The 23706-nt window shown below is 42.2% G+C and carries 23 protein-coding genes and 1 other annotated feature; of the genes, 1 reads left to right on the top strand and 22 read right to left on the bottom strand.

Annotation, left to right across the window (positions count from 1 at the left end):
* Positions 1 to 51: 51 nt before the first annotated feature.
* From KP77_RS01390 to infC, 4 genes are all read right to left on the bottom strand, one after another.
* Positions 52 to 315: a DUF1294 domain-containing protein gene (locus KP77_RS01390; protein WP_041120949.1), complete on the bottom strand. Its 264-nt coding sequence runs from the start codon at positions 313 to 315 to the stop codon at positions 52 to 54.
* A 104-nt stretch (positions 316 to 419) separates the two neighbouring features.
* Positions 420 to 779 (bottom strand): 50S ribosomal protein L20, encoded by a 360-nt coding sequence (gene rplT, locus KP77_RS01385; protein ID WP_041120948.1) that lies wholly within the window; start codon positions 777 to 779, stop codon positions 420 to 422.
* A 42-nt stretch (positions 780 to 821) separates the two neighbouring features.
* Positions 822 to 1010, bottom strand: a complete 189-nt coding sequence (rpmI, locus tag KP77_RS01380) for a 50S ribosomal protein L35 (RefSeq protein WP_039810275.1) — start codon at positions 1008 to 1010, stop codon at positions 822 to 824.
* Between the two features lie 22 nt (positions 1011 to 1032).
* The gene (gene infC / locus KP77_RS01375) at positions 1033 to 1626 is read right to left on the bottom strand and encodes a translation initiation factor IF-3 (protein ID WP_084218545.1); all 594 of its coding nucleotides are present in this window, start codon (positions 1624 to 1626) and stop codon (positions 1033 to 1035) included.
* Positions 1627 to 1958: 332 nt separating this feature from the next.
* On the opposite strand from infC, the gene KP77_RS01370 reads away from it, so the two are divergent.
* Complete coding sequence (locus KP77_RS01370; RefSeq protein ID WP_041120947.1) at positions 1959 to 2438, top strand: YusW family protein; 480 nt, start codon at positions 1959 to 1961, stop codon at positions 2436 to 2438.
* Between the two features lie 32 nt (positions 2439 to 2470).
* Here the strand turns inward: KP77_RS01370 and thrS are convergent, their stop codons facing one another.
* The 18 genes from thrS to citZ form a co-directional block, all read right to left on the bottom strand.
* Positions 2471 to 4402, bottom strand: a complete 1932-nt coding sequence (thrS, locus tag KP77_RS01365; RefSeq protein WP_041120946.1) for a threonine--tRNA ligase — start codon at positions 4400 to 4402, stop codon at positions 2471 to 2473.
* A gap of 51 nt (positions 4403 to 4453) precedes the next feature.
* Positions 4454 to 4678: a binding site (T-box leader), on the bottom strand.
* Between the two features lie 218 nt (positions 4679 to 4896).
* Positions 4897 to 5835 (bottom strand): primosomal protein DnaI, encoded by a 939-nt coding sequence (gene dnaI / locus KP77_RS01360; RefSeq protein ID WP_041120945.1) that lies wholly within the window; start codon positions 5833 to 5835, stop codon positions 4897 to 4899.
* Complete coding sequence (locus KP77_RS01355; RefSeq protein WP_041120944.1) at positions 5835 to 7199, bottom strand: replication initiation and membrane attachment family protein; 1365 nt, start codon at positions 7197 to 7199, stop codon at positions 5835 to 5837. The genes dnaI and KP77_RS01355 overlap by 1 nt, the downstream gene beginning before the upstream one ends.
* A gap of 209 nt (positions 7200 to 7408) precedes the next feature.
* The gene (nrdR, locus tag KP77_RS01350) at positions 7409 to 7870 is read right to left on the bottom strand and encodes a transcriptional regulator NrdR (RefSeq protein ID WP_041120943.1); all 462 of its coding nucleotides are present in this window, start codon (positions 7868 to 7870) and stop codon (positions 7409 to 7411) included.
* Positions 7871 to 7941: 71 nt separating this feature from the next.
* A complete protein-coding gene (locus tag KP77_RS01345; protein WP_041120942.1) occupies positions 7942 to 8325 on the bottom strand; it encodes a hypothetical protein in 384 nt (127 codons plus the stop codon).
* A gap of 91 nt (positions 8326 to 8416) precedes the next feature.
* Positions 8417 to 8797 (bottom strand): adenosylmethionine decarboxylase, encoded by a 381-nt coding sequence (speD, locus tag KP77_RS01340; RefSeq protein WP_041120941.1) that lies wholly within the window; start codon positions 8795 to 8797, stop codon positions 8417 to 8419.
* A gap of 408 nt (positions 8798 to 9205) precedes the next feature.
* On the bottom strand, positions 9206 to 10243 hold the full coding sequence (locus KP77_RS01335; protein ID WP_041120940.1) for a glyceraldehyde-3-phosphate dehydrogenase: 1038 nt from the start codon (positions 10241 to 10243) through the stop codon (positions 9206 to 9208).
* Between the two features lie 284 nt (positions 10244 to 10527).
* The gene (coaE, locus tag KP77_RS01330) at positions 10528 to 11124 is read right to left on the bottom strand and encodes a dephospho-CoA kinase (protein ID WP_041120939.1); all 597 of its coding nucleotides are present in this window, start codon (positions 11122 to 11124) and stop codon (positions 10528 to 10530) included.
* Between the two features lie 10 nt (positions 11125 to 11134).
* Entirely contained in the window at positions 11135 to 12001 is an 867-nt protein-coding gene (mutM, locus tag KP77_RS01325; protein ID WP_041120938.1) for a bifunctional DNA-formamidopyrimidine glycosylase/DNA-(apurinic or apyrimidinic site) lyase, read from the bottom strand.
* A 17-nt stretch (positions 12002 to 12018) separates the two neighbouring features.
* On the bottom strand, positions 12019 to 14649 hold the full coding sequence (polA, locus tag KP77_RS01320; RefSeq protein WP_041120937.1) for a DNA polymerase I: 2631 nt from the start codon (positions 14647 to 14649) through the stop codon (positions 12019 to 12021).
* 139 nt (positions 14650 to 14788) lie between these two features.
* A complete protein-coding gene (gene hflC / locus KP77_RS01315) occupies positions 14789 to 15745 on the bottom strand; it encodes a protease modulator HflC (protein ID WP_041120936.1) in 957 nt (318 codons plus the stop codon).
* Positions 15735 to 16697, bottom strand: coding sequence for an FtsH protease activity modulator HflK (hflK, locus tag KP77_RS01310; protein WP_041121196.1), 963 nt, complete (start codon positions 16695 to 16697; stop codon positions 15735 to 15737). The genes hflC and hflK overlap by 11 nt, the downstream gene beginning before the upstream one ends.
* Positions 16698 to 16917: 220 nt before the next feature.
* Complete coding sequence (gene pnpS / locus KP77_RS01305) at positions 16918 to 18675, bottom strand: two-component system histidine kinase PnpS (protein WP_041121195.1); 1758 nt, start codon at positions 18673 to 18675, stop codon at positions 16918 to 16920.
* A gap of 2 nt (positions 18676 to 18677) precedes the next feature.
* Positions 18678 to 19388: a response regulator transcription factor gene (locus tag KP77_RS01300; RefSeq protein WP_041120935.1), complete on the bottom strand. Its 711-nt coding sequence runs from the start codon at positions 19386 to 19388 to the stop codon at positions 18678 to 18680.
* 181 nt (positions 19389 to 19569) lie between these two features.
* Entirely contained in the window at positions 19570 to 20046 is a 477-nt protein-coding gene (locus KP77_RS01295) for a MaoC/PaaZ C-terminal domain-containing protein (protein WP_041120934.1), read from the bottom strand.
* A 143-nt stretch (positions 20047 to 20189) separates the two neighbouring features.
* The gene (gene mdh / locus KP77_RS01290; protein WP_041120933.1) at positions 20190 to 21134 is read right to left on the bottom strand and encodes a malate dehydrogenase; all 945 of its coding nucleotides are present in this window, start codon (positions 21132 to 21134) and stop codon (positions 20190 to 20192) included.
* Positions 21135 to 21196: 62 nt separating this feature from the next.
* Positions 21197 to 22465, bottom strand: coding sequence for an NADP-dependent isocitrate dehydrogenase (icd, locus tag KP77_RS01285; RefSeq protein WP_041120932.1), 1269 nt, complete (start codon positions 22463 to 22465; stop codon positions 21197 to 21199).
* A 111-nt stretch (positions 22466 to 22576) separates the two neighbouring features.
* Positions 22577 to 23692 (bottom strand): citrate synthase, encoded by a 1116-nt coding sequence (citZ, locus tag KP77_RS01280; protein ID WP_041120931.1) that lies wholly within the window; start codon positions 23690 to 23692, stop codon positions 22577 to 22579.
* Positions 23693 to 23706: the final 14 nt, after the last annotated feature.

The raw sequence follows: 23706 nt of genomic DNA, 5'->3' as shown, positions 1-23706 counted from the left end.
TTTTTGTCCCGGCAGAACAAAAGCCTGTATACATGTAGACTTTGTCAGGTGTTAACCCGTTACCCATATAATTAATCCACTATATAAAATCACAAGAAATGGCATACCGATCCTGAAGGAGGTATGTCTTGTTTTATGACGATAGAAGCTCATTCCGACCCACGATCCCAGAGCGCCTCCTAAAAATGCGATTGTCCACAATGTTTTCTCTGAAATTCTGTATTCATTCTTCTGCGCACGTTTTTTATCATTTCTCATCGACATGAATCCAACTGCAGTCATGATTAAGTAAAACAAAATAATTAACGTATCCATATTTACACCTCTTTCAAGCATTAACGATTGAACGGAACTATCTTAACACAATCTGCCTGACGACATTAAAAAAGACTGCCCGGTGAAGGACAGTCTGATTGATATTACTTGTTAAGTTCAGCTTTAGCAGCGTCTGCAAGCTGTGCGAATGCTTTTTCATCTGCAACAGCAAGATCAGCAAGCATTTTACGGTTTACTTCGATACCTGCAAGCTTAAGACCGTGCATTAGACGGCTGTAAGAAAGGCCGTTTGTGCGCGCAGCTGCGTTGATACGAGTGATCCATAGCTTACGGAAATCACGCTTTTTCTGACGACGGTCACGGAAAGCATAGTTTCCTGACTTCATTACCTGCTGATTAGCTACTTTGTATAGCGTGTGTTTTGAACCATAATAACCTTTAGCGAGTTTAAGAACTCTTTTTCTACGTTTACGAGAAACGATTCCACCTTTAACACGTGGCATAGTAAATTACCTCCTAATAAATCATGTTCATTATTTTTAGAATTAGATCATATCTTTGATGCGTTTGTAATCGCCTGAAGACACAAGTGAGCCTTTACGCAGTTTACGCTTAGCTTTTGTTGACTTGTTAGCGAAAAGGTGACTAGTGAATGCACGTGAACGCTTAAGCTTTCCTTTACCTGTCTTCTTGAAACGCTTAGCTGATCCACGGTGAGTTTTCATTTTTGGCATGAGTAGTATCCTCCTTAAATCATTACTTTTCGTTCGTTGGTGCAAGCATAAGGAACATGCTGCGGCCGTCCATCTTCGGCTTAGTTTCTACTGTAGAAAGATCTTTACATTCTTCAGCAAAACGCTCAAGCACTCTCTGACCGATTTCCTTATGTGTAATGGCACGTCCGCGGAAACGGATTGAAGCTTTTACTTTATCGCCTTTTTCAAGGAACTTCCGTGCATTACGAAGCTTTGTATTGAAATCATGTTCTTCAATTCCAGGGCTCAGACGAACCTCTTTTAAATTGATGATTTTTTGATTTTTACGTGCTTCTTTTTCTTTTTTCTGCTGTTCGAATTTGTACTTACCATAGTCCATAATTCTTGCAACAGGCGGCTTAGCATTTGGCGCAACCAGAACGAGGTCAAGGTTGACACGCGCTGCAATATCAAGCGCTTCATTCTTTGATTTAACACCTAGCTGTTCACCGTTTTGATCAATCAGACGCACCTCGCGTGAACGGATGCTTTCATTAATCTGTGTGTTGTCCTTGCTAATAGTAATCCACCTCCGGATTGATTTTGAATACCATTGTGACGTGTTTTCGACAACAAAAAAAGCCGGAAACTTCATCAGTCTCCCGCTACCATACACATAATGCCCTAGTTAAGGGTACATGCGTGTGACCATCCAGCTTATAGGCCGGGAAGGTGAGAAGCGGGTGCCTCTTCTTGTACACAAATCCGTATTCGATTCACTCTTGCTATTGTAGCAAATGTCGAGTTGAATGTCAATCCAAGTTCTTAATCAACAAAACTGATGATATCAGATATATGAAAGGGAAGCAATACTTTTTTAAAGATTTCCACATAAACTCACATATTTAACAAGTATTCATGTTTTAAAGCAATGGATTCAGGCAATAGCATGGATAACAAATCGTAACTTCCACTGGAGGAATGAAGATGAAAAAAAGATATACGATCGCTGCACTGACAAGCTTCAGTCTGGTGCTTGCTGCCTGCGGTGAAGAAAGCGAAACTGTAGAAGACCCCACGCCTGAGGAAACAGCTGAGCAGGCAGAAGAACAGCCGGCTTCAGATAATGCTTCAGGACCTGATGATACCGGTATTTCCTTTCTGACATTTGAAATGGACGCTGATTATGAAGGAAACGATAATGACTTTGAGATCTCCTATGACAGTGAAGGCAGCGAAATAGAAGCTGCTTATGAAAATGAACGGGATATGCTCACGATGTCCGGTGATGATGCGTATCAGGAGATCCAGCCCGTATTAAGTGTGTTTGATTTTACACTTGATACACCTGATGTGGAAGTGATCGACAGCGTCATTGAGGGATTTGAAGTTGAAGATGGTTATGAATCAATTGAAATTGAGGTTAAGTTCAGTGATGGGACTGAAAAAGAGTATAAAAGAGAATAATAAAAACTGCCGGAGAGCCCGGCAGTTTTTTATTATCTTGAGATTTCCTGTTTTAATTGCTGTGCAAATGCTGAAAGCGGGGCAGTATCAGTATCCTGCTCACCATACTTACGTATGTTCACTTCCTCATTTTCCATTTCCTTATCTCCTACAACCAGCATATAAGGAATCTTCTTCATCTGCGCTTCACGGATCTTATAACCCATCTTCTCATCACGCGTATCAACTTCTACACGCGCACCTGCGAGCTGAAGCTCATCCTGTACTTTTTTAGCAAAGTCAAGGTGGATTGATGGAGATACCGGAATGACCTGTACCTGCACCGGAGCAAGCCATGCAGGAAGCGCTCCTTTATGCTCTTCAATCAGAAATGCAACAAAGCGTTCCATTGTAGAAACGACGCCGCGGTGGATAACAACCGGGCGATGCTGCTTACCATCTTCACCGATATAATTCAGATCAAAGCGCTCAGGAAGAAGGAAGTCAAGCTGCACTGTAGACAGTGTTTCTTCTTTACCAATCGCTGTTTTCACCTGAACATCAAGTTTCGGGCCGTAGAATGCTGCTTCACCTTCAGCTTCAAAGTAGTCATGGCCCATATCATCCATCGCTTCTTTCAGCATTGCCTGGGCCTTTTCCCACATCGCATTATCATCAAAGTACTTTTCAGTATCTTCAGGATCACGGTAAGAAAGACGGAACTTATAATCATGCAAACCAAAGTCTTTATACACTTCTTCGATCAAACGCACAACGCGCTGGAATTCTTCTTTAATCTGGTCAGGGCGGGTAAAAATGTGCGCATCATTCAGTGTCATTGCACGAACGCGCTGCAGTCCAGATAGTGCGCCTGACATTTCATAACGGTGCATCAGACCAAGTTCTGCAATTCGGATCGGCAGTTCACGATAACTGTGAATATCCTGCTTATACACCATCATGTGGTGCGGACAGTTCATCGGGCGTAGGACAAGTGTTTCATTATCCATCTCCATCGGCGGGAACATACCTTCTTCATAGTGATCCCAGTGACCGCTCGTTTTGTAAAGCTCAGCGCTGCCCAGTGCAGGTGTGTACACGTGATCATAGCCAAGTGAAATTTCTTTATCTACAATATAACGTTCGATTGTACGGCGGATCGTAGCACCTTTTGGCAGCCAGATTGGCAGTCCCTGACCTACAAGCTGAGAGCTTGTGAACAGGTCCAGTTCTTTCCCGATCTTACGGTGGTCACGCTGCTTCGCCTCTTCAAGCATATCAAGGTGGTGCTGAAGGTCTTCTTTGTTAAAGAAGGCAGTTCCATAGATACGCTGAAGCATTTTATTATCACTGTCGCCCCTCCAGTATGCACCGGCAACGCTTAACAGCTTAAATTCTTTAATATGCTTTGTTGATGGTACGTGAATTCCGCGGCAAAGGTCAAAAAATTCGCCCTGTTTGTAAATTGATACATCTTCTTCTGCCGGGATCGCTTCAATCAGTTCAAGCTTATAAGGGTCATTGATTTCTTCAAAGCGGCTGACTGCTTCATCCCTGCTGACAACTTCACGTTCTACGTTAATATTGTCACCAGTGATTTTTTTCATTTCTTTTTCGATACGCGGAAGATCTTCAGTTGAAATAGAAGATTCAGTATCAATATCGTAGTAGAATCCACCTTCGATCACAGGGCCAACTCCGAATTTTGCATCAGGATATAACCGCTTAACTGCTTGAGCCATCAGGTGGGCTGCACTGTGACGCATCACTTCAAGAGCTTCCTCATCGTCCGGTGTTAGAATCGCAACCTCAGCATTCTGCTCAAGCGGTGTACGAAGATCAAGCAGCTGTCCATTTACTTTACCGGCCACAGCTTTTTTCTTCAGACCTGATGAGATTGATGAAGCGATTTTTTCAACTGTAATGCCTTTAGGATACTCCTTGCTGTTTCCATCAGGAAAAGTCACTTTAATTTGTTCTTCCATGCTAAACACTCCCTCAATTAAATTTTTGCATATAAAAAACCCCATCCCTGGTAAAGGGACGGAGTTATGATAACCCGCGGTTCCACCCTTCTTTCTGAACAGACGTCCAGAATCTCTGGTTCAGCTAACGGGCTGCATCCGGTACAAATTACTGCAGTGTTCACTTGTACGGCTCAAGGGTGGTAAATGCATTCCGCTTCATAAGAGGATTTCAGCCTGGTCCTCTCTCTCTTGTAATCAGCTGCAAATGATTCATGTCCCTGTCAGCGCCTTTAATGATTAATTGTTTTGATAAGAGTCATTTTAGAATAGGTTGGGTGTAAAAGCAAGTTATATTTGAAACATTGGCGCTGACTCCCTGTTTCAGGCGTATACTTTCCGGACGGCGACCGCTAATCGTCCCCGAGTCACCGCCTTCCACTGCGAGTCACGCTGCGCATAAAAAATAAACAATCTTAAAAAAGATACTCAAAAATCAAATGCACCATCTTCAGTTACGTATTGCGCTTATTCTTACCTTTCATTTCTACAGGCAGTGATAAGAATTTAATACGTTCCATAATTCTTGCAGCTTTGATCGGTTCTTCTTCCCCGCGCTGAGAGTACGTAAGGTGATGTTCGAGTTCGTTATAGTCGAAGTTTGAACTGAAGAATGTTGGAAGTCCTTCTGCCATACGGTATTGAAGAATGGTTCCAAGCACCTCATCACGTGCCCAGCTTGAAAGAGACTCTGCTCCAATATCATCGAGCATTAAAATAGATGATCTTTTTACTGCATCAATTTTGCCTGAAAATGACTGGTCTCCAAGCGACTGTTTCATTTCTTTTAAAAACTCAGGAAAATACAAAATGAAGCTCGCTTTATTCTGCTTCTTTAACTCATTAGCAATAGCACCGAGCAAATAACTTTTCCCTACTCCAAATTTCCCGTGTAGATAGAGCCCTTTATAATGCTCAGGGTCTGTTACTAACAGACGGACTGTTTCTTCAGCAGCCTGAAGTGCTTTCATTCTGGAAGGGTGATCAACATCCACTTGATCAAAAGTGGCATTGAGTACATCTTTAGGAACATACATACTTTGCACAAGCTTTTCTGTCTGACGCTGTTCCTGAGCGGCGATCTGCCTTGGACAGGGAGCGTATTGCATATCAATATACCCGTTTTGAATGAGGAGCTTCGGCTCGTACCCCTTCATTGTGTTTTTACAAGCTGCCAGGCTTGGACAGTCTGCACATTTTCTTGAACGGGTCATAAATTCATATAATTTAATCATTCCCTGATCAGCGGCATGTGGCGCAAGCTGATCCTTGTGTTTTTGAAGAAAATGCTGTATCTCGGGATCTGATGCGATTTCTTTTTTCATCATTTCATATCGCTGCTGAAATTGATTCGATCCGGATATACGTCTGATTGTTCTGTTGATCGGATCCATTATTCTTCACCTGCCTTGCGCTTATTCATTTCGCGCTCTTTGAGATAGCGCTCTCGTTCCTTCAGGAATTCAGGGTCTTCTGCTTCATCTGCATCATCTGAAGATTGAAACCACTCCGGAAGTTTCTCTTTGCGGATGGTTCTTTCTTTTTTAGCAGACTGCTTTCCGCCTGATTTCTTCCATGTTAAATAATTTTTATGTTCTTTTTTCGCTTCTGCCATCGCTTCTTCAGCAGTTTTCAGTCCGATTCTGACCCACTGTGAAGCAATTTGTTCTGTAAAACCTTTTGTCAGCTTCATATTTGTACGAAGCAGCACAAATTGAATCAGGACATTAATCACTTCATCAGGAAGTTTTTTCTCATGAATCAGGTGATCGATCAGCTCGAGTTCAGCATTCGATGGCTTTACCCCTTTAGAGGCATCAATCAGCACCTGAACCGGTGAGTTGTTCTTTAAATATTGAAGCGTCTGATCTTCTGACCCCGGAAGATTTTGCACCGGTTCAGCCTTTTGCGCATAATGCTTTAGTGCAGGCAGCGCTGATTTACTTTTCAGCTGATAGGAATCACGACAAGCCTTTCTTAAAGCTTCCATATCAATTTTATCTTCTTCTGTGACTGATGACAAAATCGGATTCTTCATCTCCTGTTCAGACAGTCCGTATAGTAGAGACAGTTTTACGATCAGTTGTTTCACATCATAGGTCAAAGCTTTTCTCGGAACCATGGCTTCTGACAATCCTGCAAATAATGCATGGAAGTCAAAAGCCTGAAAATCAGTGCGTACACCTTCACTATCAGCTTTAAAAGTCAAAGACTGCCCGTCTTCAATTTTATCAGGCATGTGTGGTGAGATATTGGCATCTGAATAAAACACGTCCTGAAAAGACCGTGTCACTTCTTCGTAGTCAGTGAGTTTTTCATAAGAAACAATGAATCTTTTCTTAAGCCGCTGGAATTGACCTGCACCAATCTGCCGGTATAGAAATACACTCAGCATCGGATCTTCAAAAAATGCTTTTGCACTGAGTGGCGGCTGCAGCTGGTATGCATATGATTTTGTTTCCCCGGTTTTCAGGTAGGTTTTTAGAAGCCCCATCCCTTCAAGACGGATTCTTGCCTGAAATATTCTCTCAAGCGGGACTCCTAGAAGGTCCATAAGGTTTTTGTGAGACCTGGCATGACTTTCAAGTGTATAACGTTCAACTTCAAGCCACATGATATTGTAGAGGCTGATTGCATCGGCTCCGAGCAATGGCTGGTATAAAAAAGACAGCAGTTCTCTGTCGTTTTCACTCAGCTGGCCATTCAGCTGAATTATATATTCATCTGATGGCAGAATTTCTTTCCATAAACCCGTCATAAGCTCAGACCTTTCTTGTTTACAAATAATCTATAGGCATAGTTAAAGTTGTCTGTTGATATCCGCTACAGAGAACGCTTACCGCAGGATGCGAGAGGTCTTACCTGTCACGCTTCTGGTGCTGAAGTCGTCCCCCTTCTCCTACAATGATCAGCTGTTCTAAAATACATTTAACTTTAACATAGTAAAAAAGAGCAGATCACTGCTCTTTATTTTCTTTCTTTATTCAACAGTTCCTTCATTTCTTCAATAAATACATTTAGGTCTTTAAACTCCCGGTAGACGGAGGCAAACCTTACGTATGCAACTTCGTCAACTGACGAAAGCCTGTCCATAACCATTTCGCCAATATCAACAGATGGAATTTCAGAGATTCCCTGACTCCGGAGTTCTCTTTCAATATCAGAAGCAATCTGTTCAAGCTTTTCAAATGGAACAGGACGCTTCTCACATGACTTGATCAGGCCTCGCAGGATTTTGTCCCTGCTGAATTGTTCTCTAATTCCGTCCCGCTTCACAACAATTAGCGGAATTTCTTCCACTTTTTCAAAGGTTGTAAAACGATATTGACAGTCTTCGCATTCTCTTCTGCGCCGGATCGATTTCCCATCATCAACTTGTCTGGAATCGATGACTCTTGTTGCGTTTTCATGGCAGGATGGACATTTCATTTCACCAGCTCCACATCAAATCTATTTCCTTTAATCATACTGAAAAAACGCTGAAATCACAAGGGTCGCTCTTACTTTTCAGCTTCTCTCATTTCTTTTGACAACGCCACGTAACAAGCTGTAATTTCCTCTTTTAATTTTGGATAGGCACCACCGACCACCATCTGGTCAGTAGATGCTTTCAAGTCAACTGCAGTATGCATCGGTCTCGTACTGACAACGGTTGCAATTAAGAACATTTTAGGACTCTTTTTTCGTGTGATCATAATTTCTCCATGATCTTTTGATTCTGAAGAAATTTCGTATCCTTCTGCTGAAAAATAGCGTTTCACTTCATCATATACTTTATCGAGTGAAACTTTATAATAGCGCGTTTCCAGTTCTTTTTCCTGGTGCCGGTCAGCCGTCTCACATTCCTGACTGAACCTTTTAAATACTCCTTTTAACTTGGCCAACGTAATTCCTCCTCAAACGTCTATATCAATAGTTTATCAGTTTTTTTAGGAAAATAAAAAAGAGATGCGAAAATGCACCTCTTTTGTCATATTAACCTGCGTGTACAGTTGATTGTGGTACTTTAACAGGACCCATGCCTCTTGGTACTTCAACTGTTTCACGAGTCTCAGCTCCAAGTGATTCTGCAATGTGGTCTGCAGCTACATTCGGATCAAGGTCTCCACAAGTGTATACATCTATGCTTGCATAACCGTGCTCGGGAAAGCTGTGGATTGTCAGATGAGATTCTGAAATAATCACAACGCCACTTACTCCCTGCGGTGCAAATTTATGAAATGCAACTTCTCTGACTTCAGCACCTGATTTTAGTGCAGCATCTACAAATGTCTGTTCAATTAATTCCATGCTGTTTAACTTTTCAAAGTCACAGCCCCATAATTCCGCTATTACATGACGACCCATTGTTTCCATTGATCGTTCCCCCTTACTGAAAATTTGAACTTACCCGGTTAAGCAAACCTGCTGCCACGGGGGAAAGTTAGTCCAATGAGGTCCTAACCCTTTAAGCAGAAGTTATGTTGTGTGAACCGGAATAAGATCACGAAAATCAGTATAAGGTTTTTTGAATGATTTTGCAATGATTTGTTTTTATTTTGAGATATTGGGCGGAATATAGATGATCATAAACCTGGAACCTACGCTTCAGGCGGGCGCTTTCCGCGCGGTCGGCGGTGAGCCTCCTCGACTGCGCCTGCGGGGTCTCAGCTGTCCGACTATTCGCGCTGGAGTCGCCCGCCTTACGCTCCGGTTCCCTCAGTATGATTGAAAAAAGAACCGCCATCACTCGGCAGTTCTTCTATAAAACGCTTATTAAAATTTTTATGAAGCAGTTACTTCTCTCTGGGATTGTTCCATCTGATTTGCCAGGTGCTGAACAAGGTCTACTACGCGGCATGAGTAGCCCCATTCGTTATCATACCATGCCAGCACTTTAACTTTCGTTGCCCCCATTACCATTGTTGAGAGTCCGTCCACGATCGCAGAACTAGGGTTTGTATTGAAATCAATAGATACCAATGGTTCAGTTGTGTATGACACAATGCCGTTCAAATCTCCCTCAGCCGCTTTTTTGAACGCCTGGTTCACTTCTTCAACGGTTACTTCGCGCTTCACATCTACTACAAGGTCTACGAGTGACACATTTGGCGTTGGTACACGCAGTGCCATTCCATGCAGTTTCCCCTGAAGGTTCGGAAGCACTTTGCCGAGTGCTTTAGCTGCACCGGTTGAAGTAGGGATAATCGACTGTCCGCACGACCGCGCACGGCGCAGGTCTTTGTGCGGGTTATCTATATTTTTTTGATCATTTGTGTATGCGTGTACAGTTGTCATCAGTCCGTTTTCAATTCCAAACTCCAGATCAAGAATTTTAGCTACTGGTGCAAGACAGTTTGTTGTACATGATGCATTTGAAATCACATCGTGTTTTTCAACGTTCAGATCCTTTTCATTTACGCCCATTACAATCATCACATCTTCCTGTTTACCAGGTGCAGTCAGCACAACTTTTTTCGCCCCTGCGTCAAGGTGAAGTGCTGCTTTATCACGCGCATTGAATTTTCCTGTTGCTTCAATGACAATATCAATATTCATCGAAGCCCATGGAAGATTTGCAGGATCTCTGTCGCTGACAAGTTTAATTTCTTTCCCATTCACAATTAATGCGTCTTCTTTTGCAATCACTTCTGCAGCGAACGCACCATGAGTCGAGTCATATTTAATCAGGTGAGCCAGTGTTTCCGGCGGGTAGCTTGCATTGATCGCTACAATATTAAGTGTATCTTCCATTACCGCTTTTCTAAACACCATACGGCCGATTCGGCCAAACCCGTTGATTGCAATGTTCGTCTTGTTCATGAGGATCCCCCTAATAATGTTATACTTATTTTCAAATTAACTAGCATTAGTATAACATATTAAAAGCGTTTGCAAATACATAATGAACATTTTGCATAAAAAAAACCCTGACGGATTTGTCAGGTCTTGAATAACCGGTTCACTGCGCTGCAGGCGGTGCTTTCCGGACGCGGTTGCTAATATCCCGGAGTCACCGTCTGCAGCAAAGTTCACATGTATTTGATTGAAAATGATCTGTCTTTTATCGAATAAATTTCTGTAAATTTACTTTCACACTATGACATTCAAGGTGTCAGTTCCCACTCTTTGATCAGCTGTTGAAGCTGATCATATGATTGGTCAATTGTACCACTGTTATCAATCACTGCGTCTGCCTGTTCCCGCTTTTTTTCAACAGAGATCTGAGAAGCGATTCTTGATTCGGCTTCCTGTTCAGTGAAGCTGTTTCTTTTCATCAGCCGTTCTTTTTGAATGTGAGGTGGCGCGTAGACAACTAGTATTTTCTCAACCATCCATTGAAGTTCACTTTCAAACAATAATGGAATATCAAGAAAAACTGTATGCTTTCCTGCAGCAAATGCCTGATCTTTTTGGGAAAGCATATCTGCCCGGACCGCCGGGTGTACAATCTGATTCAGCTGACTCCGTTTTTGTTCATCATTAAAAATAATTTCACCAAGCTTGGGTCTGTCGAGAGTACCGTCTTCAGTAAAGACTTCTTCACCAAACGTCTCTCTGATTTTTTGATGTGCTTCCTCACCAGGCTCAACTACTTTTCGCGCTGACTGGTCAGCATCAATCACTGTATACCCCAGGCGGATTAATTCGCCTGCGATTGTACTTTTACCCGTTGCAATGCTACCTGTTAATCCAATAATCATAAGTGTCCCCTTACTTTTGACATGTGGTGCAGTAATGTGAGGTTCTGCCTCCAACAACTGCTTTTTTAACCGGTGACTCGCAGACAGGACAGACAGATTTTGCATACATCTGAAGCCGCTCCTGCATCCCTCCTGCTTCACCATTTACATTTCTGTAATCTGAGATACTGCTTCCGCCAGCAGCAATGCCTTCATGCAACACATCTACTATGTGCTGAAATAATTCTTTTTTCTTTTTAAGACTGAGTCGGTCAGTTCTTCTTTTCGGACTGACACCTGCTCTGAACAAAGCCTCAGTTGCATAAATATTGCCGCAACCCGCGATCACACTGTGATGCATAATAGATTCCTTAATCGCTTTGCGCGCAAATCTTGGTAACGTTAAGGCGGCTAAAAATCTGAACTCTGCATCTTCATCAAATGGTTCAGGCCCAATTTCAGCTAGAGGCGGGTGTGCTTCTTCTGACGGCAGAAATCTCATTTCACCGAATCTGCGGATATCAGAATAAACAAGCTTCTGATCATTAGATAGGGTGAATATAACATGCACATGATTTCTGAAACGGTCTTCTAAGATCTCCCCGAGTTCATTCACAACAAACCAGGCGCCTGTCATACCCAGGTGGGAAAGAATCAGCATCCCATCGTCTCCAAGACGAAAGAGCAAATACTTACTCCTTCTTTCAATGGAGGCAATCTCACTGTTTTCTACTGCAAACTTAAAAGAATCCAGCCCTTCTCCTTTTACAACAGCTTTTCTTCCTGCTTCATGCGCCTTTATCACAGTCTCTGAAAACGAGACCTCCTTAATTGTCAGTCCTTCAATTTTAGGAGCGAGACCCCTTTTTACATGTTCAACTTCCGGTAATTCAGGCATGTCCCGTCACCCCTCTCTTATTTCGCGTCATACCATGTGTTACCGTATGAATAGTCCACTTTTAATGGAACAGATAATTCCACAGCTGATTCCATCACTTCAGGTACAATTTTTTCGAGTTTTTCGATTTCGTCTCTTGGACATTCAAAAATTAATTCATCATGCACCTGCAGCAGCATGCGTGTCTGAAGGGATTCCGCCTTCAGCCTGTCTGCCATTTCAATCATTGCCTTCTTAATGATATCTGCAGCGGTTCCCTGAATCGGTGTATTCATTGCAGTCCGTTCTGCAAATCCTCTCAGATTAAAATTACGGCTAGTGATTTCAGGAATATATCTGCGTCGGTGCAGCAGTGTCTCAACATAGCCTTTCTGCTTGGCCTCATGGATAATATCATCCATATATTCTTTTACTTTCGGATAACTGTCGAGATATTTTTTAATGAACTCTGCTGCTTCTTTTCTTGTGATATCAAGGCTTTGAGACAGTCCGTAATCACTGATCCCGTAGACAATACCGAAATTAACAGCTTTTGCATGACGCCTCATGCCCGAAGTCACTTCTTCTTTTGATACCCCAAAAACATCCATTGCTGTTTTTGTATGAACGTCCATGCCCTGGTGGAAAGCTTCTTTCAGCCCTTCATCATCTGAGATATGCGCCAGCACTCTCAGTTCGATCTGTGAGTAGTCAGCAGCAAACATCACCCAGTCTTTTTCAGATGGGACAAACGCCTGTCTGATTTTACGACCTTCTTCAAGCCTGATCGGGATGTTTTGAAGATTAGGATCAGTCGAACTCAAACGGCCGGTTTGTGTCAGTACCTGGTTATATCTCGTATGAATTTTATTCGTATCATCATGGATGACTTTTAACAGCCCTTCAATATAAGTGGATTGGAGCTTGCCAAGCTGTCTGTAATGCAGAATATGATCAATGATTTCATGCTCGGGCTTCAGTTTCTCCAAAATATCTGCTGATGTTGAATAACCTGTTTTTGTTTTCTTCAGCACAGGTAGTTTCAGGTTTTCAAACAGAATGACGCCCAGCTGTTTTGGAGAATTGATATTGAACTCCTCTCCTGCAATCCGGTAAATGTCAGACTGAATCTCTTCAAGCTTTTTCTTCAGCTCAACGCCCATGTCTTTCAAACGGCCGATATCCACCTGCACACCTTTTCTCTCCATCTCTGCAAGAACAGTCGCCAGTGGCAGTTCAAGTTTTTCAAACAGCTCAAGCTGCTCATTTTTTTCAAGAGAGGTGATACAGGTTTCCTTGATCGCATGAATGGCTGCAGCTTTTCTTGCAGTGTGCTGCATCAGTTCATTCTTTTCAGGCACCTTCTTTTTTGCGCCTTTTCCATAGACTGATTCATCTGTTGGTACTGCATCAGCACCGTGTCTTTTCGCAATAGAAGCAAAGTCATCTGCAGCTTCAGAGGCATCAATGACGTAAGAGGCAATCAGCAGATCAAAATCAATTCCCTTCAGTTCCATACCAAGGCGGTCAAAAGCAACGATGGATTCTTTTGCATCATAGACAGATTTTGTTTTACTGTCATCTTCAATCCATTTTTTAAAAGCTTCTGACGCTGCAGCATGCTCTGGTGAGATAAAATAGGTTTTCTGATCAGCATGAACAGCAATCCCGAGTATATCGGCTGTATGGTAATTCACATCATATAGCTCCACATACAGCTCTGCATGTGATGGAAGTTCGTCTTTAAAGTCAGTTACTTCTTCCCACTTTATATCCTTCAGTTCAATTTCTTCCTCTTCCCCGTCCAGCTTATCAAGAAGCGAATTGAAGCCAAGCTCTTTATACAGCTTTGTCAGCTGATCATAGTTGGCCTCCTGTTTTTCAAGTTCTGAAAGCTTGACTTCTACAGGTGCCGTCCTTGTAATCGTCGCAAGCTTTTTACTCATTTCAGCTAGCTGTTTATTTTCTTCAAGCTTTTCCTTCAGCTTCTTACCGCTGACTTCATCGATTGAATCAAGCACGTTTTCAAGTGTGCCAAACTGCTTCAGCAGCTTGATCGCTGTTTTTTCGCCGACACCCGGAACACCAGGTATATTATCTGATGCATCTCCCATCAGACCTTTCATATCAATAATCTGGTCAGGTGTCAGTCCATATTTTTCACTGATATGAGCCGGTGTATATTGTTCAAGGTCAGTGATCCCTTTTTTCGTAATGTCCACTCTGATTCGTTCTGAAGACAGCTGCGTTAAATCCTTATCTCCTGAAATAATGACCGTATTAAATCCATCTTTTTCAGCCTGCGTACTGAGAGTACCGATAATATCATCTGCCTCATACTGATCAAGCTCGTAGTATTTGATGTTATGAGCGTTTAATAAGTCACGGATAAACGGGAACTGTTCAGACAGCTCAGGTGGTGTTTTCTGTCTTCCGCCTTTATAGTCTTCAAATGTTTTGTGGCGAAATGTTGTTTTACCAGCGTCAAAAGCAACCATCAGGTGAGTCGGTTTTTCCTCTTCAAGCAGTTTCATCAGCATGGTTGTGAAACCGTAAATCGCATTCGTATGTATGCCTTTATCATTATTCAGTAACGGCAGTGCGAAAAATGCACGGTACGCAATGCTGTTCCCATCAATCAGTACTAATTTTTTGGACAAACTGACCATCTCCTTTATATTTCAACCTTTTATATTAATCATGCTTTTGAACTTCCAGCGCAGGTTCTGTCATTTATTTAACCAAATAAAAAAGCTGTTTCCTCTTCTCATTTTAGCATGTCCAAAATGAAAGGGAAAACAGCGTGGCTTATTCTGTGATACCCTGCAGTAGCTCCGCGTAAGGAGAGTCTGAAGGCAGAATAATCATGGTTTCATCATTTAAAGTTGTTTTGTAGGATTCAAGTGTTCTGTATAACTCATAAAATTCCGGATCCTTAGAGAATGCTTCGTTATATACTCTTGCAGCTTCAGCTTCTCCTTCAGCTCGGATCACATCTGCATCTGCATTCGCAGTAGCAAGCATTTCTCTTACTTCACGGTCTGTATTAGCTTCAATGATGTTTTTATTTGCATCACCGGTTGAAAGATAGTCCTGTGCCGTAGTTTGACGTTCAGAGATCATCCGGGTATAGACAGTTTCCTCGTTAGCCTGAGGTAGGTTTGTCTGTTTCATCCGGACATCGACTACTTCAATTCCGAATTGTTCCTGAGCAAGCAACTCATTCACTCTTTCTGTTACACGGTCATTCAGGCTGCCCCGCGATGATTTTTCATCATTAATGATCTGATCATATTCAAACTGCCCAAGCTCCGAGCGGACGACTGAATAAATATATTCTTCCATTCTAGATTCAGCATTGATCATTGTACCGGCATTTGAAATCATACTTACCGGGTCTGTAATACGCCAGACTGAATAATTATCAATGATGATTCTTTTTTTATCTTTTGTATTAATCTCGGCTTCCGACACATCATATGTCATCTGGTATTTCGGAAGTGTAGTGACAGATTGAACAAAAGGTATTTTCGCATTTAATCCCGGTTCGTCTATAATTTTAACGACTTCACCAAATTGACGGACAACGCGGTATTCACCTTCTTTTACGATGAAGACATTCAAAAGCGTAACAATCAGAAGGAATAGCAATAGTCCAATGACAATAAAGACTTTGGTGAATTTTTTCCACTCGATATCCACTTTCGGTTTGTCTGTCTTCGGCTTTTTATTAAACTCAAAAATCTTATTCTGATCATTGTCCATTTGCAGATTCCTCACTTTCTTCAGCCACAGCTGGCGGTTGTTGACGGTCAGGCTGCAAAGGCAGATATTTCATCGTATTTCCATCATCATTCATAATATAAAGCTTCGTTTCAGGCAGTACCTGTTCAAGTGTCTCAAGCGTTAAACGCTGTCGTGTAATATCAGGATTATTTTGATACTCAGTCAAAATCTTATTAAAAACAGCAACGTCACCGCGCGCCTGTTCAATTCTCGAAGTTTTTTCACCTTCAGCTCTCGAAGCAATAGCCTTCACTTCACCTTTGGCTTCATTCATTTTTTGACTTTGATATTTTTTTGCTTCATTTTCTTTTGTAATCATTGTTTCGCGTGCGTCTGTTACAGCAGTAAATGCCTTACGCACTTCCTGATTCGGCAGTTCTACATCTTGCAGCTGAACCGCCTGAATGGATACGCCAATTTCATACTTTTCAATTAGTGATGCAAGCAAGTCTCTTGTTTCAGCTTCAATTTCCGCTTTACCTGAAGTCAGTGCAGCATCAATTGTAGAACTCCCGATAATACTTCTGATCGAAGCTGATGTTGCATCAAATAATACTTCTTCAGGATCTTCCGCATTAAACAAGAAATCTCTTGGCTCAGTGATCTTCCACTGAACGACCAGATCAGCTAACACAATATTTTCATCCCCTGTAATCATCACTGTTTCTTCAGGAAAAGATTTAATTTCACCACCTTCTTCTTCATAACCGAACTGAAGACTGAAGGTTTCTTTTGATAATATTTCAACCTGCTGTATTGGCCATGGCAGCTTGAACTTTAAGCCTGACTCTGTGATCGTTTCATTCGCTTCACCAAATGTCAGAACGAGTGCCTGTTCAGATTCATCTACTGTATACCATGATGTGAATAGAACAACCAGTAATATTGCCGATCCCACGACAATCCCGATACCAGCCATGATTCTTCTCATACTCACTGGGCAAACTCCCTTTCTTTATGTATTACCTATGATACGGTAATGTTACAAAAAGGTTTCAAGGAATTTTATTTTTACATAAGAAAAAGCGTGAACGGGGTCTGTTCACGCTTTTAATGGGGTTCCCTGGATGAAGGGGGTTTTCACTTAGTATCTTATCAATGAAATATTAAACCACTGTCACTTTTGTGTAAATTCCATGTAAAGATTTCCATTACTTATTCATGTGAATCGGTAATGTAATCGTGAAAACCGTTCCTTTTTCAGGTTCACTTTCAACTCTGATCTCACCCTTATGCACCTCAATAATGTGTTTTACGATGGCAAGTCCAAGTCCGGTTCCCCCAGAGTTTCTGCTGCGGGCTTTATCTACGCGATAAAAGCGTTCAAAAATTCGGGACAGCTCTTCTTTTTCCATGCCGATTCCGTGATCAATAAACTGCAGCTGAATATGATCTTTTTCTTTTTTAGATCTGATGATGACATCCTGATCCGAATAAGAATACGTAATGGCATTTGTCACGAGATTAATAAAAACCTGTTTCAATCGGTCAGCATCGCCTTCAATAATCAGAGGCTTCCCGATATCAAGTCTGACTCGCGCATTCTTCTTACTTGCTTTACGCCCCATCATGACTGACACATCTTGAAGAATGTCAGCAAGATCGACCTGCTCAAGTGACAGCTTGAATCCCTGCTGCTCCACTCGCGACAATTCAAGCAGATCCTGAATCAGCATCTGAAGCCTGTCGCTTTCTTTTGCAATAATACTTAAAAATGATTCAAGGGCTCCCTGATCATGCATTGCACCATCCAGCAGGGTTTCAGTAAAGCCTTTTATAGATGTAATCGGCGTTTTGACTTCATGCGATACATTTGCCACGAAATCCTTTCTCATCTGCTCAAGTTTTTTCAGCTCAGATATATCATGAAAAACAAGAACGATTCCCTGCCATGCACTCCGCTCACCAATGATCGGTGCGCCATAGACTTCAAGGTGCTTATGGGGAAACGTTTCTTCAATGAGAATTTGCTTTCTGACTCTTTGCTCTGTCAAAAAGACTTCCTCAGCCAGCTCATTCACCTGTACATTTTTGAAAACATCCACATAACTCTCATTCAATACGTCTTCTATCCGGGAATGGAAAAAATTCAGGAATGGACGATTAACAAGTACAATATACCCCTGCTTATCAATCATGATGAGTCCACTACCCATATTCTCAATCAGCGTTCTCAGACGGTCCTGCTGAACGGACTGCTCACTGACCATCTCCTGCAGATTTCTTGCAAGAATGTTAATGGCATTACTGAGCATTCCTGTCTCATCAGCACGGTCCTCAAACGTTCTTGCTTTGTAATTCCCTTTGGCCAGCTGAATCGCTACCTCAGTGGCCGATTCTATCGGTTTTGTATATTGATTGGTAATCCTTGCTCCAATATAAATAATCATTCCCATCGCAGCACCAAGCGTAATAGCAAGGATCAGCCAGATTTGACGGTAAACCTCCTCCAGATTATCAAAAGAGGCAGCAAGGACAACATATCCGCTTTCAGAACCCGTCTCAACACTGCTGATATAATAGAAATTACTATCATCTGCAGGAAATCTTACAATCCCATCATCAGGATCAGGCAGTGAACCATTGATTTCAGTCATCATTTGATTATGATCTATATCTGAAACCGCCTGTCCTGAATCGTATACAACATCCGTATCTTCTGTCAGAATTGTAATCCTTGTTTCAAGCACTTCACTTAATTCATCAAACAACACTGATCTCAACTCACCAAAAGAAGGCTCCTGTTCTGTCTGGTTGATCACAATATTCATTTCTTTTTCAATTCTTGAATGCAGTGCATTCAGATAATAGGACTTCACAAGCTCTCCAATAATGATCCCTAAGCCAATCAGTACTAAAAAGATCAGCGTAATCAGCGCGAAAAGCAGCCGGCCTTTAAAAGAAGTCAGCTTCACGTGACTTTTGGCTTCTCCATTTTATAACCCAGGCCTCTAATTGTTTTAATGTATACCGGCTTTTTTGTATTCTCTTCAATTTTCTCACGGAGGTGGCTGATGTGAACATCAACGATTCTAGTGTCTCCTGCAAAGTCATAATTCCAGACGGTCTGAAGCAGCTGATCGCGCGTCAGCACACGCCCTTTATTTTCAATTAAATAGACGAGTAGTTCGAATTCCTTTGGTGTCAGTTCAATCTGCACACCACGGAAAAAAGCTTCATATTGTTCGGGGAAAACTTTTACTTCACCCAGTTCAATGAAATCTTCTTCTACTTCAGGTTCTTTCACTTCAAGACGGCCGGCTCTTCTTAAGATCGCCTTCACTCTTGCAACGACTTCTCTCGGGCTGAACGGCTTTGTCATATAATCATCCGCTCCTAGCTCAAGACCAAGTACTTTATCGAATTCTTCATCTTTTGCAGTCAGCATAATAATCGGTATATGAATCTGTTTTTGTCTAAGCTGCTTGCAGACTTCGATTCCATCCATCACAGGGAGCATTAAATCGAGCACAAGCAGATCAGGATTTTCACTTTCCACAAGTGCAATTCCCTCTGCACCGTCATAAGCTGTCAGCACTTCATATCCTGACTGTTCAAGATTGTACTTTAATAGTGTTACGATTGATTGTTCGTCATCTACAACGAGTACCTTTTTCTTCATCGTGTACCTCCAGAAGCTGTTATTAACCCCTATTCATCCGACTTCATTATAGTACAAATTCAGTAAGTATGGTGCTTCTATTATGTTTTCCATTAAAAAAAGCCGCGACAAGATGTCTCGACTTTTAGGAAACGGTTCGGTTCACTGCAGGTTACAAAATAAAAACTAAGTTCATTACGATTTAAAAATTATCCAGCGCAGAGCCTTCAAACTTTTGGAGTTTTGAAGGTGGACAGGCGATGACTGTTCCACTGATAACCGTATCTCCACTTTCGTCTGTTCCGCGTACGCTGATTTCAACTTCTGATTTGGGTCTGTCGATTGACTTGATTTCAAACACATAATCTACCGTAGCATAATGGTAGAGCGGCTTTGGAAAACTTAGTGAATGACTTTTAATATGTGATCCTGGCCCTGGCATGTATTTTGACACGGCTGAAGTAACAAAACCTGTCAGCATAATTGTCGGAACGATCGGCTTTTTATATGAAGTCTGTGACGCGTAGTCATGCTGGATATACAGCGGGTTAGAGTCGTTTGTTAACCCTAAAAACAGCAGCAGGTCTTTATCTTCAATTTTTTCAGTCAGCGTCAATTTTTCACCGATTGACATTTCTTCTATCTGACGTCCGATTTTTCTTTTCTTCCCGAGTAACATGATTCTTCCCCCTTGATGACTTTAATCTTTCCCCTGAAAATAAGTTAACCCCATTATAAATCATTTCTGCAATATTCAAAATCATTTTTGCCTGGTGTTCATGTCAAAAAGGAACTGCCTGTATCAGCAGTTCCCCATAGCAATTATGTTGATGACAGTGCACTCATAACGCTGCGTACAGAGTCTGCTGATTTTTGAAGCTGTTGTTTCTCATCATCAGTCAGTTCAAGTTCCATAATCTTTTCGATTCCATTGCCTCCTAGGACTGTCGGAACACCAAGGTAGATGCCTTCGAATCCATACTCACCTTCAAGGTATGCAACTGATGGAAGAACCCGCTTCTGATCTTTCAGGATCGCTTCAGTCATTTCCATTAAAGCTGCAGCCGGTGCATAGTATGCTGAACCGTTTCCAAGCAGTGCAACAATCTCTCCGCCGCCTTTTCTTGTACGTTCAATAATCGCATCAAGACGATCTTTTGGGATCAGTGTTTCTAGCGGCACGCCGCCTGCACTTGAATAGCGTGTAAGGGGCACCATATCATCCCCGTGTCCTCCGAGTACAAACCCCTGGATATCTTTCACTGATAAACCGAGCTCTTCAGCTACAAATGTATTGAAGCGTGCCGTATCAAGTACACCTGATTGTCCGATTACGCGCTCTTTTGGAAGACCGGATTCTTTATAAACTGTGTAAGTCATTGCATCGACCGGGTTAGATAAGACAAGAATTGTGGTATCAGGTGAATGATTTACAATCTCCTTTGTAACAGATTTCATAATCTTTTCGTTTGTCTGAACAAGGTCATCTCTGCTCATACCAGGCTTTCTTGGCAGTCCGGCTGTAATAATGACAACATCAGAACCGGCTGTATCCGCGTAATCTGAAGTGCCTTTTATTGTTACGTCATAGCCAAACACCGGACCCGCTTCAAGCATATCGAGCGCCTTTCCTTTGGTTGGATCTTCATTTTGAGGAATATCTACAAGCACAATATCTCCGAGTTCTTTTTGAGCTAAAAATAATGCAGTTGTTGCTCCTGTAAAACCTGCTCCGACTACTGAGATTTTATTTCGTGTAAATGCCATTTCAAATCCCCCTGTTATCAAATGATGTAGTTAAAGGCCGGCAAATGCCGGCCCGTGTCTGATTACATATTTTCAATTAACGCAGTTCCGAATTCAGAACATTTAACTTCTGTAGCGCCGTCCATCAGACGTGCAAAGTCATACGTTACAACTTTAGAAGCAATTGTTTTCTCCATTGATTTTGAAATCAGATCAGCAGCTTCATTCCATCCAAGGTGCTCAAGAAGAAGAACGCCTGAAAGGATAACTGAAGATGGGTTTACTTTGTCAAGACCTGCATACTTTGGAGCTGTACCATGAGTCGCTTCAAAGATCGCGTGTCCAGTATCGTAGTTGATGTTTGCTCCCGGTGCGATTCCGATTCCGCCAACCTGTGCAGCAAGTGCATCAGAAATGTAATCACCGTTCAGGTTCATTGTTGCAACAACATCAAACTCAGCAGGACGCGTTAAAATCTGCTGAAGGAAGATATCAGCAATTGAATCTTTTACGATAATCTTGCCGGCAGCTTCTGCATCGCTTTGTGCTTTGTTTGCAGCATCTGTACCCTGCTCATCTTTGATCTGATCATACTGGTTCCAAGTGAATACTTTATCTCCGAATTCACGTTCAGCAAGATCATAACCCCAGCGCTTGAATGCACCTTCAGTGAATTTCATGATGTTACCCTTGTGTACAAGTGTTACTGACTTACGGCCTTCTGTCAGTGCATAGTTAATAGCAGCACGCACAAGACGCTCAGTACCTTCTTTAGAAACCGGCTTCACACCAATTCCTGCAGTGTCAGGGAAACGGATATTTGTTGCACCCATTTCATCCTGAAGGAAGTTGATCAGCTTTTTCACTTCATCTGATCCTTCAGCAAACTCAATACCTGCATAGATATCTTCAGTGTTTTCACGGAAAATAACCATGTCTGTATCTTCAGGACGCTTAACAGGTGATGGTACACCTTCGAAATAACGTACTGGACGCAGGCAAGTGAACAGGTCAAGCTGCTGACGAAGCGCTACGTTCAGTGAACGGATTCCGCCACCGATTGGTGTTGTAAGAGGTCCTTTAATCGCAATAAAATATTCGTTGATTGCATCAAGTGTTGCCTGTGGAAGCCACTCTCCAGTCTGATCAAATGCTTTTTGACCTGCAAGTACTTCTTTCCATTCAATTTTCTTTTCACCGTTGTATGCTTTCTCAACTGCTGCGTCTAATACACGCTGTGCAGATGCCCAGATATCCGGGCCTGTACCGTCACCTTCAATAAAAGGTACGATTGGATTGTTTGGCACTTGAAGATTGCCGTTTGATACTGAAATTTTTTCACCTTGTGTCATAAGTCTTTCCCTCCAAATATCATTGGCCGGGGACTGACGTGAGCCGTCAGTCCCCAGGCTTTGTATACTATTACATCAGTTATCTGTCAGTTTGTAAAATGTTCTGTGAAATTATCGCTTTTCAACAGGTACATATTCCTGCATACCAGGACCTGTGTACTCAGCTCTAGGACGGATCAGGCGGTTATTTGAATATTGCTCAAGGATATGAGCCAGCCAGCCTGATACACGGCTTACAGCAAAGATTGGTGTAAATAGATCATGGTCAATACCAAGACTGTGGTAGACAGATGCAGAATAAAAGTCCACGTTTGGTGGAAGTTTCTTTTCTGAAGTCACGATCTCTTCAATCTTCACAGACATGTCATACCATTTAGACTCTCCGCGAAGTTCAGTCAGCTTTTTAGACATTTCACGAAGGTGTTTTGCACGCGGGTCTCCCTGCTGATATACGCGGTGACCGAAGCCCATGATTTTTTCTTTGTTTTCAAGCTTTTTGCGGATCACTGATTCTACATTTTCAACTGAGCCGATTTCTGTAAGTGTCTTCATTACCTGCTCATTTGCACCACCGTGAAGCGGCCCTTTAAGTGCTCCGATTGCTGCAGTTACGCCTGAATAGACATCAGATAGTGTTGCAACACATACGCGCGCAGTGAATGTAGATGCATTCAGTTCATGGTCAGCATGAAGAACAAGCGCTTTGTTCATTGCTTCCACTTCAATATCTTCAGGCATTTCGCCACTGAGCATATACAGGAAGTTAGCAGCAAAGCTCAGGTCGGATTTAGGAGCAACCGGTTCCTGGCCTTTACGGATACGTGCAAATGCCGTCACGATTGTCGCAATTTTAGCCTGCAGGCGGACTGCTTTACGGTAGTTTGCTTCCTCTTCCATTACATCAGCTTCTTCGTCGAAAAGACCAAGTGCTGATACTGCAGTACGCACTGCAGCCATCGGATGAATGTTTTGAACCGGCATTGCTTTAATTTGAGCAATCACTTCATCTGGAATTGCCATATTATCAGCAAGCTGCTTTTTAAGTTCTGACAGTTCATTTTCTTTTGGCAGGCGCAGGTGCCATAAAAGATAGATGATCTCCTCAAAGCTTGCATTCTCAGTTAGGTCGTCGATATTGTAACCAACGTATGTAAGTGTGTCATCAATAATTGAGCTGATCGATGAAGTAGTAGCGACTACATTTTCTAATCCTCTCGTTGCTGTCATAAAAATCTCTCCTT

It is taken from the genome of Jeotgalibacillus alimentarius, assembly GCF_000829445.1.
Classification (GTDB): domain Bacteria; phylum Bacillota; class Bacilli; order Bacillales; family Jeotgalibacillaceae; genus Jeotgalibacillus; species Jeotgalibacillus alimentarius.
This window is presented reverse-complemented; position numbering and strand designations above follow the sequence as displayed.

Coding starts and splice junctions, on each gene's coding strand:
- thrS (WP_041120946.1), bottom strand. CDS start 4,402: ATGGAAGAACAAATTAAAGTGACTTTTCCTGATGGAAACAGCAAGGAG.
- icd (WP_041120932.1), bottom strand. CDS start 22,465: ATGACACAAGGTGAAAAAATTTCAGTATCAAACGGCAATCTTCAAGTG.
- KP77_RS01300 (WP_041120935.1), bottom strand. CDS start 19,388: ATGAAGAAAAAGGTACTCGTTGTAGATGACGAACAATCAATCGTAACA.
- KP77_RS01390 (WP_041120949.1), bottom strand. CDS start 315: ATGGATACGTTAATTATTTTGTTTTACTTAATCATGACTGCAGTTGGA.
- KP77_RS01295 (WP_041120934.1), bottom strand. CDS start 20,046: ATGTTACTCGGGAAGAAAAGAAAAATCGGACGTCAGATAGAAGAAATG.
- infC (WP_084218545.1), bottom strand. CDS start 1,626: ATGAAGTTTCCGGCTTTTTTTGTTGTCGAAAACACGTCACAATGGTAT.
- rpmI (WP_039810275.1), bottom strand. CDS start 1,010: ATGCCAAAAATGAAAACTCACCGTGGATCAGCTAAGCGTTTCAAGAAG.
- mdh (WP_041120933.1), bottom strand. CDS start 21,134: ATGGCATTTACACGAAATAAAATCTCAGTAGTCGGAGCAGGTTTTACA.
- citZ (WP_041120931.1), bottom strand. CDS start 23,692: ATGACAGCAACGAGAGGATTAGAAAATGTAGTCGCTACTACTTCATCG.
- nrdR (WP_041120943.1), bottom strand. CDS start 7,870: ATGAAATGTCCATCCTGCCATGAAAACGCAACAAGAGTCATCGATTCC.
- rplT (WP_041120948.1), bottom strand. CDS start 779: ATGCCACGTGTTAAAGGTGGAATCGTTTCTCGTAAACGTAGAAAAAGA.
- coaE (WP_041120939.1), bottom strand. CDS start 11,124: ATGATTATTGGATTAACAGGTAGCATTGCAACGGGTAAAAGTACAATC.
- polA (WP_041120937.1), bottom strand. CDS start 14,649: ATGGTCAGTTTGTCCAAAAAATTAGTACTGATTGATGGGAACAGCATT.
- KP77_RS01335 (WP_041120940.1), bottom strand. CDS start 10,243: ATGAACAAGACGAACATTGCAATCAACGGGTTTGGCCGAATCGGCCGT.
- speD (WP_041120941.1), bottom strand. CDS start 8,797: ATGGAAACAATGGGTCGTCATGTAATAGCGGAATTATGGGGCTGTGAC.
- KP77_RS01370 (WP_041120947.1), top strand. CDS start 1,959: ATGAAAAAAAGATATACGATCGCTGCACTGACAAGCTTCAGTCTGGTG.
- hflC (WP_041120936.1), bottom strand. CDS start 15,745: ATGGACAATGATCAGAATAAGATTTTTGAGTTTAATAAAAAGCCGAAG.
- mutM (WP_041120938.1), bottom strand. CDS start 12,001: ATGCCTGAATTACCGGAAGTTGAACATGTAAAAAGGGGTCTCGCTCCT.
- hflK (WP_041121196.1), bottom strand. CDS start 16,697: ATGAGAAGAATCATGGCTGGTATCGGGATTGTCGTGGGATCGGCAATA.
- dnaI (WP_041120945.1), bottom strand. CDS start 5,835: ATGGATCCGATCAACAGAACAATCAGACGTATATCCGGATCGAATCAA.
- KP77_RS01355 (WP_041120944.1), bottom strand. CDS start 7,199: ATGACGGGTTTATGGAAAGAAATTCTGCCATCAGATGAATATATAATT.